7 protein-coding genes are annotated in these 10,039 nt (G+C 37.0%); 3 read left to right on the forward strand and 4 right to left on the reverse strand.

The window, feature by feature from the left end; genetic code table 11:
• Window positions 1–1,939, reverse strand: a 1,939-nt coding sequence (locus CRG87_RS07160; protein WP_133125494.1) for a BspA family leucine-rich repeat surface protein, incomplete at its 3' end; no start/stop codon positions are given.
• 378 nt (window positions 1,940–2,317) lie between these two features.
• On the opposite strand from CRG87_RS07160, the gene CRG87_RS08055 reads away from it, so the two are divergent.
• The 3 genes from CRG87_RS08055 to CRG87_RS07170 all read left to right on the forward strand — a co-directional run bounded on the left by CRG87_RS08055 (window position 2,318) and on the right by CRG87_RS07170 (window position 8,007).
• Complete coding sequence (locus CRG87_RS08055; protein ID WP_165775975.1) at window positions 2,318–2,476, forward strand: hypothetical protein; 159 nt, start codon at window positions 2,318–2,320, stop codon at window positions 2,474–2,476.
• 641 nt (window positions 2,477–3,117) lie between these two features.
• Window positions 3,118–5,328, forward strand: a complete 2,211-nt coding sequence (locus CRG87_RS07165) for a BspA family leucine-rich repeat surface protein (RefSeq protein ID WP_074426249.1) — start codon at window positions 3,118–3,120, stop codon at window positions 5,326–5,328.
• 375 nt (window positions 5,329–5,703) lie between these two features.
• Entirely contained in the window at window positions 5,704–8,007 is a 2,304-nt protein-coding gene (locus CRG87_RS07170; RefSeq protein ID WP_074426248.1) for a BspA family leucine-rich repeat surface protein, read from the forward strand.
• 307 nt (window positions 8,008–8,314) lie between these two features.
• On the opposite strand, the gene CRG87_RS07175 is transcribed toward CRG87_RS07170, so the two are convergent.
• From CRG87_RS07175 to CRG87_RS07185, 3 genes are all read right to left on the reverse strand, one after another.
• The gene (locus tag CRG87_RS07175) at window positions 8,315–8,821 is read right to left on the reverse strand and encodes an O-acetyl-ADP-ribose deacetylase (protein ID WP_074426247.1); all 507 of its coding nucleotides are present in this window, start codon (window positions 8,819–8,821) and stop codon (window positions 8,315–8,317) included.
• Window positions 8,822–8,912: 91 nt separating this feature from the next.
• Complete coding sequence (locus CRG87_RS07180) at window positions 8,913–9,686, reverse strand: tyrosine-protein phosphatase (RefSeq protein ID WP_074426246.1); 774 nt, start codon at window positions 9,684–9,686, stop codon at window positions 8,913–8,915.
• Between the two features lie 33 nt (window positions 9,687–9,719).
• Window positions 9,720–10,039 (reverse strand): FGGY-family carbohydrate kinase (locus CRG87_RS07185; RefSeq protein WP_265734331.1); only part of this gene is annotated, 320 nt, incomplete at its 5' end.

Consider the following 10,039-nt stretch of genomic DNA (forward strand, 5'->3'; position numbering starts at 1 on the left):
AAAAAGAGAAATTTTCACCGACATGACCAGGATGAACATCATCTTCTTTGATAGCATTGCCGTTTTCGTCTTGATAGTGAATAGTTACAGGTTTCCCCCACACACGAACATAGGTCTCGGCAGGCAAGTCAGGGTTAAGGTCGTAATCATCGAGAGGATTATAGTCAGGATCATAATCAGGATCATCGGGATCGGGATCGGGATCCAGACCAGCTTCAATATCTTCTTCAAACCATGCGCGATTTTTCATAAGTTCAAAGGAAGTCCAGCGAGTAGATGCTTCAGGATTTTCGATTGTGCCTTTACCAACATTGGCCCAAATACCAGGAATATTCAGTCCAGCTCCTGGTACCCAGTCATCGTTAGGATCATAGTTTTCTAAATCTTCTAATTCTTGCACGTTAATTAGGGGCGTTCTATGACCAAGAACAAGAACTTCTAGATTATTGACTCCTTTAAACATGTCATCAAAAAACAGACAACCTAGATCAAGATTCTTAATATTCAAAGTTTTTAAACTTGTACAGTTCCGAAACATACCTCCAACTTCAGCTGACCTATGAGTTTTAAAGTTGCTCAAGTCTAAATTAACTAAGCTACTACAATCTTCAAACATATACTCCATATCAATCTGTTCTTTGGGATTGAAGGTAAAACTTGATACATTTACGTCAACTAGGCTTGTCGCACCCGCGAACATACCCCCTAATTCTGTTGTCTTATACGTATCAAAGTTCGATAGATCCAGTTGGGTTAGGCTTGTACAATCTCCAAACATATTAGACATGCTCGTAACTTGTGAAGTATTGAGTGAACTTAGGTTGAGATTAGTTAAACTGCTACAGCCGTAAAACAGCCCCGACATATCCTCGACTCCAGATGTATCAAAAGAGCTCAGATCAAAACTAGTTAAACTACTACATCTCGCAAACATATTTTTTATGCTGGTTACATTTAACATGTCGAGTTCATCAAGATTAATTGTAGTTAAACTACTACATCCCTCAAACAGACTATCAAATCTGGTTCTATTTGTTGTGTCAAGGTTATCGAGTCCCTCAATTTCTGTTAGGTCCGTGAGGTCAGCAAACAGACTACCAAAAGAGTATATATCAAAAGTTTCTAATCCAGGACTAATTTTGCCTACTATTTTGATTTTTTTGGTATTCTTAAGCTCGTACGTATTATAATTGCCCCAAGGAGTCTTGACCCAAATAGAACCTTCAGCAATAGTATAATAGCTAACACCGGTGGTATAGACTTTAGGATCACAATATGTCCCCCCAAAAATAGTTAGCTCGTCCGTTTCGAAATTATAGGAGGCTTGAAGTTCACTTTTGGGGTAGTACTTAGACCCCCCACCACCCAAAAAGAGTTGACCTGTAACCACATTGGATTCACGCGGGGATACTGATTGGGCGGTATCAGTTCTGGCTGAAGTAGCTTGTGAGACAGTATCTCTGGTGCCTGTCGAACCAATTTGTGAGTCAGCGGTGTTAACTGCGTTATTTTCTTCAACTTCATCAGGGCTCATTGAGCGAGTATCAGGAGTCGCAGAAGAATTAGGCTGATTATTTTGATCAGTCTCCCTTGCGGCAATTTTTCCAGCTTCATTAGGGTTTACTGTGCGCGTAGCAGAAGAATTAAGCTGCTTATTTTGATCAGTCTCCCTTGCAGTATTTTTCCCAGCTTTATTAAGATTTACTGTACGCGTAGCAGGAGAATTAGGCCGATTACGTTGATCAGTCTTCCTTATGGTATTTTTCCCAGCCTTATTAGGCTTTACTGTGCGCGTAGCAGGAGAATCAGACTGGTTATCTTGGTCAGTGGATAAACTATCCGCTTTAGCTAACCGAGGATTAGAGAGAATTAATCCAAGTAAGATGGATGCTGAGGTGCTCAGCAAAATTTTACTTTTGAAATCACTAGTTTTTTTCATAATTATACCTTTACCTATGCTATTGATTTGTCAGTAACTTTTGTACGCTCAGTTTAAACAACTATGTGAACAATTAGCCAAACACAATCTATTCTTCACTAAAAAAGAAAGTGAAGGACTTTTTTAATATATATCAAATTTTTCATACTTTTTAATAAAAGAACAAGTATGACATCAAGTTAGTCGCTTGGTGTGTAATTATGGCAAGACATGCTCTGTGCATACAGTTAAAGTATAACATCTAAATATAATAGTAACTAGTCATTTTCGAAATTTATTTATTACTATTAATAAATGCGTACTTACATTTATTAATTAGTAATAAAACTACTCTGTTTCTAAGTTTTTGGAATAATTCTCTGCTATATAGGCAATGGTATGATACAAATTTCAAAGTTAACTAAAAGTATTTTGCACTTCGCCGTCAAAGGTTCCAGTAGTGCTCTAAGCAAATCTGCCAATGCTGGTGTTAAAGCAGACGATGCTGCAAATACAGTTAGCAAAAGAGCAACTCAATTGTTACTAGTTCAAAGGTAGCTCTCCTAACAACTTATAAATCACAAGCAAGGAACGTAACTTTAAACACTGCAAGCCGCAGTTTGCCACAAACGGGTGTAAAACAAAGATTCGCAATTGGCTCTTCTAGGATTAGGTTTCTTATCAATATTTGAAAGTTTGATAAGAGCGTAGTAGTCGTAAGAGAAAGAAATTGAGTTAGTTACTAAACGATATAAAAAAGCAAATCAATACGATTCTCTTTTATACTCTAAATTTCAAATCCACTGCTCCATTTTTAATATAATGCTCTGAATTATCCTTTCAGTTTGTAAGTATTAAGCTTCCATTAAAAAACAGCAGAAAATCACTGTTTTTGAAATTTTTTTTAAAATAATAGTTTTCCTTTTTACCGTGATTTTTCGCCTAACTATTCTTTCAAGTCAGTTTATTTAAAATTTTAAAGTTCTTACTAAGCATAATTTTACCAACCTATAATATATAATTGCTTGTTATTTTTGCAGAGATATCAAGAGCTTCTTTTGTAATTTGTTATCAAATTATCGAAATTTTTCCTTTTACTGTTATCTTGATTTTTACATACATAAATATATAATGTGGAAATACGCATACATATATAATGAACGAGGTGTATACAAATAAATGGTGAGGTACATTTAATAATGAAAAAAATAAACAACGTAACAGGAAAAGTTCTACTTAGTAGTTCAGCTACCGTTTTGCTTGGGTTAATTTCCGTTAATCCTCAGTTAGTCAAAGCCGATACTTTCTCTACTAGTCAAACGACTTCTAGGGAAGAAACTACTACCAGTGAAATTCCAACCCCATCAGAAGATATCGCTAGTGAAGCCGCAAATACTGATGAACCAGCCGTGAGTCAAGCTCCAATAACCGTTCAAGATTCTGGTGTTAACGTAAGTGAAAAGCGAATTGATGGAACTGCCGCTGGACTGCAAGTTTCCTATGACCTTGACACTGATGAACTCATCATTTTGGGAGGAACATACAAACAAATCGGTTTTTTGGACGATCGTTTTTCTGACTATTCCCTTTCTGACGGTGAAGGAAATTTCATAAAGCTTGGCTATGCTAAGCAGATTGTTATCACTGGCCAAATAAGTCTTAACTCTTCAAATAGTGCCGCCTATTTATTCGCTGGTTTTCGTTCTGCATCTAAAATTGTAGGATTAGAATACCTAGACCTTTCCCAGGCAACTAGTACAGCTTCCATGTTTCGGGATTGTGAAGATTTGACTTCACTCGATCTTTCTAGCCTTAATACTGCTAATGTAGATAACATGGCATATATGTTTGATGAATGTACATCTTTGACTTCAATTAGTCTTTCCGACTTTAATACTGCTAACGTGACTAACATGGCGTATATGTTTAGTGGTTGTTCATCTCTGACTTCAATCAATCTTTCTAGCTTTAATACTGCTAACGTGACTAGCATGGCGTATATGTTTAGTGATTGCTCATCTTTGATCTCACTCAACGTTTCTAGCTTTGATACCACTAATGTATCAAGCATGTCATGTATGTTTATGGCGTGTACAGCTTTAACCGCTCTCGACCTTTCTAGTTTCAATATCTCAAAAGTAATAGACATGTCATGCATGTTTAAAGATGATAAAAATCTCATCGACTTAAACATATCAAGTCTCAAGACCGCTTTACCTGTAGACCTAACTGGAACTTTTAATAACTGTACCAGTTTAGTTGAGTTAAATTTAGAAAACTTCCATATTCCAAATTCAAGTGAGGCAAGTTTCGAAGAAACATTCTATCATTGTACAAGTTTGCGGAAACTCAACATTAAAAATATTAATACAGGTGCTCCAGAGTACGACGATATGCTAGCCAAATTGCCTAGCCTAAATACTCTTGTTCTTGGTGAAAGCACTGATCTCACAACAGTATACAGCGAAGATATAGCCAATATAGATGATTCCAATACTCATGTGGAAAACGTAGGACTAGATACGGAAGGAATTTGGCTCAATGTTGGCAACGGTACAACAATTAGACCCGAAGGAACAGAACAATACAACTCTGAGCAATTAATGAGGGCTCGTGTCGCAACCATAGATGGTAAACAGCGTAACTTCGTAAAGGCTGAAACATATGTCCGCATGGGCTTGCCTATTACTATCCACCATGTCGATGAGTCAGGAAAACAAATTGCAGAAGATACTATTTTCCCTGGTAATTTGGGTGACCCTTATTCAATTATCGGCGACTCCGTTGCAGGTTATACTTTAAAAGCTGGTCAATCCCCTGTTACTGGTATTTATGATAATGATAACGCCAAGGAACGGGAGTTTACCTTTACCTACATTAAAAATCCCGAATCGTCTACTCCTATCAAAGGAGAAGACGTCATTGTTCATTATCAAGATGAACAAGGCAGGACTATTGCACCTAATGAGATTTTGAGCGGAAATATAGGCGACGGTTATGTTTCAACCGCTAAGGAAATTGCAGGTTATACTTTAAAGGCTCGGCCAAAAAACGCTACTGGATTCTTCAGTGATGCTACCCAGAATGTTACTTACGTCTATAGTAAGATTTCCTCTAAGGCTGAAGGAGACCAAACTGATAACAAGGGTAACAGAAGCAGGAATAACGTAAACAAAAGCAATGGAACAAATAGTGCTACTCCTTCCAGCTCAAGTCGTTATGGTGATCGTACAAATGAACTTGGTAGCAAAGTTGACAGTATGCATTCAGCTAGCCACTCTACCAACAATCAACTGCCAAAGACAGGCTCTGAAAAAAAGGCCCAACTAGCAGCTATTGCACTTGGCTTAATCACTTTAACCAACGCTTTAGCACTTCTTTGGACAAAAATTAAAAAGTTTAGTAAATAACTACGCGTTGTCCCTAAAAAGCACCAACTATAATTGGACAGTTATGTTGGTGTTTTTAATTTTCTCAATTCATTCTTGGAAAAAATATTTTTTAAATTAAAACCTGTTTTTTAGATTCTAAGCACCATTTCATCGACGTTGAGTATAGTTATTTTTGATAATCAGCTCTCTTATCATCTATTGAAAATGTATTGGTTCTCTTACAAATGGAGTGTTATTTATTTTCGCTTGTACTGTAATGATTTTCTTCTTTATCGTTTTAAGTGCACCAATTCTTGACTTGATTTTGGCATATACACAAATATAATATAAATATACTAGTACATATATTATAACTAGCGATGTATACAAATAACTGATGAGGTGCCTTTACTAATGAAAAAGACAAATAACTTAAGAGGAAAAACTCTATTTAGTAGCTCAGCTGCTATTTTACTAGGTTTGATTTCCATTAATCCCCGATTAGTCAAAGCAGATAGTGACCTTACAAGTCAAACAGCGCCACAGGAAGGAGGTACTACAGATGAAATTCCAACCCCATCAGAAGATGCTATCAATGATGACACAAATATAGGTGAACCAACTTCGGCTCAAGATTCAGTGGCCAATCAAGCTACTGAGACTGATATAGGTAAAAAACGAATTGATGGAACCGCAGCCGGACTACAAGTTTCATACGATCTTGACACTGATGAACTCACCATTCTAGGTGGAACATATACAAATATTACTAACTATGCTGATCGTATTTCTAACTATACCCTTTCTAATAACGAAGGAAATTCTATAAAACTTAAACGAGCTAAGCAAATTATCATTACTGGCAAAATAAACCTTGATGATGCAAATAACGCCAACTTTTTGTTCGACGGCTTTTCATATGCATCAAAAATTGTAGGTCTAGAATATCTTGACCTTTCTCAAGCAACCAGTACAGCCTTCATGTTTCGTAACTGTCAAAATTTGCTCTCACTTGATATTTCCAGTTTCAATACTGCTAATGTCACAAACATGGGAGCTATGTTTGCCAACTGTAGTAATTTAGACTACCTGGATGTTTCAGCTCTTAATACTGCCAATGTTACAAATATGGACCGAATGTTTGATAGTTGTAGTAGCTTAATTTCACTTGACCTCTCTAATTTTGATACCGCTAATGTTGAGAGCATGTGTGACATTTTTTTAGACTGCAGTTCCCTGACCTCACTCAACCTTTCCAGTTTTAACACTGCTAACGTGACTACCATGGAGTTTATGTTTAGTGGTTGCTCTGCTTTGCCCACTCTCAATCTGTCTAGCTTTAATACTGCTAACGTGACTACCATGGAGTATATGTTTAATGGCTGTACAGCTTTAACTGCACTTGATCTCTCTAATTTCAATACTGCAAAAGTGACAAGTATGGGCGGTATGTTTTCAGGAAATGAAAGCCTCGTTGACTTGAATATATCAAGTTTCGACACTTCCTCACTTTACGTCCTATATGAAATGTTTATGAATTGTAAGAGTTTAACCGAGCTAAATTTAGAACACTTCCATATACCTGATATCGATGAGTCTGATTTCTCCCTTACTTTCTATGGCTGTACAAATTTACGTAAGCTTAATATTAAAAATATTGCTACAGGTGCACCGGAGTATATTCTTATGCTAGCCGGATTGCCTAACTTAAATACGCTTGTTCTAGGGAAAGACACTGACCTTACAACAGTATATGGAGGCGACATCGATGATATAGATAGTATACCTCCAGGATACTTGGATGATGTAGGATTAGATACTGAAGGAATTTGGCTTAATGTCGGTAAGGGAACAACAACTCATCCCGAAGGAACAGAGCAATTTACTTCTGAACAATTAATGAAGTCACGTGCCATAACCCTAGATGGTAAAAAACGTAATTTTACAAAGGGTGAAACATATGTCCGCATGGGCTTACCTATTACTATTCATCATGTCGATGAATCAGGTAAAAAAATTGGAGAAAATACTATTTTCCCTGGTAATCTTGGCGATCCCTATTCAATTATTGGCGATTACGTCGCAGGTTATACTTTAAAGGCCGGTCAATCCCCTATTACCGGTATTTATGATAACGATGAAGATAAAGAAAGAGAATTTACCTTTATTTACATTAAAAACCCTGAATCCTCCGCCCCTATCAAAGGAGAGGATGTCACTGTTCATTATCAAGATGAAAACGGCAAAGCGATTGCATCTAGTGAAGTTTTAAGCGGTAATCTAAATGATGGTTATGTTTCAACCGCTAAAGAAATTGCTGGTTATACTTTAAAGAGTCGGCCTAAAAATGCTACAGGGTTCTTTAGTAATACTAAACAGAGCATTATTTATATTTATAGTAAAACCGTTTCTTTAACTGAAGGCGAAACTACTGCTAACCCAGCAAAGCCTACCAGCACAGACAAAGAAATAGGCAATATCCATCAAGGCAATAGTCAAATAGCTAACGGAGCAAATAATAATCAAGCAGCTGCTTTTACTTCCGATCCAAGTAACAATGCTGATAACCTAAATTCAGCTAACTCCTCCACCGACGACCAACTGCCAGAAACAGGTCCTGAGAAAAAGTCCCAATTAGCAGCTATTACACTTGGATCAATTACTTTGACTAGTGCTTTAGTACTTGCTTGGGCAAGAAATAAAAAGTCCGACAAATAGCTAATTAATGATTTCAAAGGCATCAACTATACATTCATAGTTGGTGCTTTTATTTAAAATCTTTTCTTCCTGCTTTTGGACGTTTATCCCTACATATGAAAGGAAAAATGAACTCTAATATTAGAGTTCATTTTTGTTTATATTTTTATTCAATTTGCCCATATTTTTTCATTAATAAAAGCCCCCTCGTGTCAGATAAAATCTGTCCTAAACGGTAACGAGGGGGCTGTCCTTTGTATAGCTAGTATACTCAAGCATTAACTAAAATGTTAATGCAGGAATATATATTATATTATTTCAAATTAGTCTACTTAATCAATTCATTATGATATAGTTCAAGTGTTTTCTTATCAAATGCACACATTAGAACTTCAATATCATAAGAGCTATTTGACTCTAACCAATTTTTAACCGTAGCAAAAGCAAGCTTTGCTGCTTTCTCCATTGGGAAGCCATATGCTCCCGTTGATATTGCAGGAAAGGCGATACTATGCAACCCCTTCTTTTTAGCTAATTCAAGTGAGTTAATGTAACAATCACTTAATAGATTATTATCGCTGGTTGCCCCGGAGTATATTGGTCCTACAGTGTGAATAACAAATTTAGCGGGCAAGTTATATCCTTTAGTAAGCTTGGCTTGGCCCGTTTCACAGCCATGAAGCTGACGACATTCTCCTAATAGCTGAGGACCTGCTGCTTGATGAATCGCCCCATCAACTCCTAGCCCGCCTAGCAACGTCTTGTTAGCAGCATTTACGACAGCATCTACTTTTAAGGCTGTAATATCTGCTTGGATAACTTTTAAATTGGACATTATGTGTCTCCTTTCGTATCAGTACTTTAAACTAAAAAGCTGTTAGCCTTCTTCATAATAAATTGGCTAGCAGCTTTTTGATTAATACTTTTTATTCTAAATACATTTCCTTTAATTGGCTTAAATCAGCATCTGTAAAGCCAAGCTCTTTTTTAAAGAATGTTGCAAAATCGCCCCAGCCACCACGGATGGTTTCCGTGATGCCTCTAATGGCTGTCCCTTCTCCTTTGGTGACATTCATTTTTGCAACCATTTGCGCTATTTCATCGTTACTTGGTAGCTGACGTGAAACCGCAAAGTCATATAACTTATTGGTCAGTAAATAATCCCGTGCAATTGTATCATCATCAACATCGAGTGCCATCAAAATTAAGGCCGATACCATTCCAGTACGGTCTTTTCCAGCACTGCAATGGTAGACAAGTGCATCCCCTTCTGGCAATTCCAATAATTCAGTAAAAATGCGCGCAAACATTTTCCGACTGTGCTCGCTTAATAAAGTTTGCTGATAAATCCGACCAATGAAATTATTGCTCAAATCTGGGATATGGTGAAGTAAGCGAAACATTTTGTGTCCGTTGGGCCGATCTTCTGGATTTTCAGAATAAACAGGCAAGTCAACATAGTGAACATTTGGCCAAGCTTTATCAGGAGAAGACTGCTTTTCGTATTGCGAACGCAAATCACAGTCGATTGTCACATGTAAATCTGTAAGGCGCTCTTTATCCTCATTTGATAGAGAACTAAGGGAATCTGAACGATAGATTTTGTTCCACTTAACAGCTTGTCCTGCCTTATTTTGATAGCCACCAACGTCCCTAAAGTTTAATGGTCCGTCTAATTTTACAATTCGATCATGTGCCAATTTGCTCAACTCCTTTTTACTTAATTATCGCACTTATTCACCGTGAGCAAAAACTTGAGTTGCCTTAACAGCCCTCTTCCAGCCTTGGTATAACTTCTTACGTTTTGACTCTTCCATCTTACTTTCAAACGTCTTACCAACAACAAAAATATCTTTTAGTTCATCAACATCTTTCCAATAGCCAACTGCTAGTCCTGCTAAAAATGCAGCTCCCATCGAAGTTGTCTCTAAAGTCTGAGAACGTTCAATCTTTATTCCTAAAATATCTGCTTGGAATTGTAGTAGATAGTCATTATTTGAAGCGCCACCGTCAACACGTAAAGTTGGGATTTCGATTCCTGAATCAATTTGCA

The sequence above is a fragment of the Lactobacillus apis genome, assembly GCF_002837055.1.
Lineage (GTDB): Bacteria > Bacillota > Bacilli > Lactobacillales > Lactobacillaceae > Lactobacillus > Lactobacillus apis.

Excerpts from the sequence above, each read along its gene's own strand:
- CRG87_RS08055 (WP_165775975.1), top strand. The coding sequence starts at position 2,318 with ATGATACAAATTTCAAAGTTAACTAAAAGTATTTTGCACTTCGCCGTC.
- CRG87_RS07165 (WP_074426249.1), top strand. The coding sequence starts at position 3,118 with ATGAAAAAAATAAACAACGTAACAGGAAAAGTTCTACTTAGTAGTTCA.
- CRG87_RS07170 (WP_074426248.1), top strand. The coding sequence starts at position 5,704 with ATGAAAAAGACAAATAACTTAAGAGGAAAAACTCTATTTAGTAGCTCA.
- CRG87_RS07175 (WP_074426247.1), bottom strand. The coding sequence starts at position 8,821 with ATGTCCAATTTAAAAGTTATCCAAGCAGATATTACAGCCTTAAAAGTA.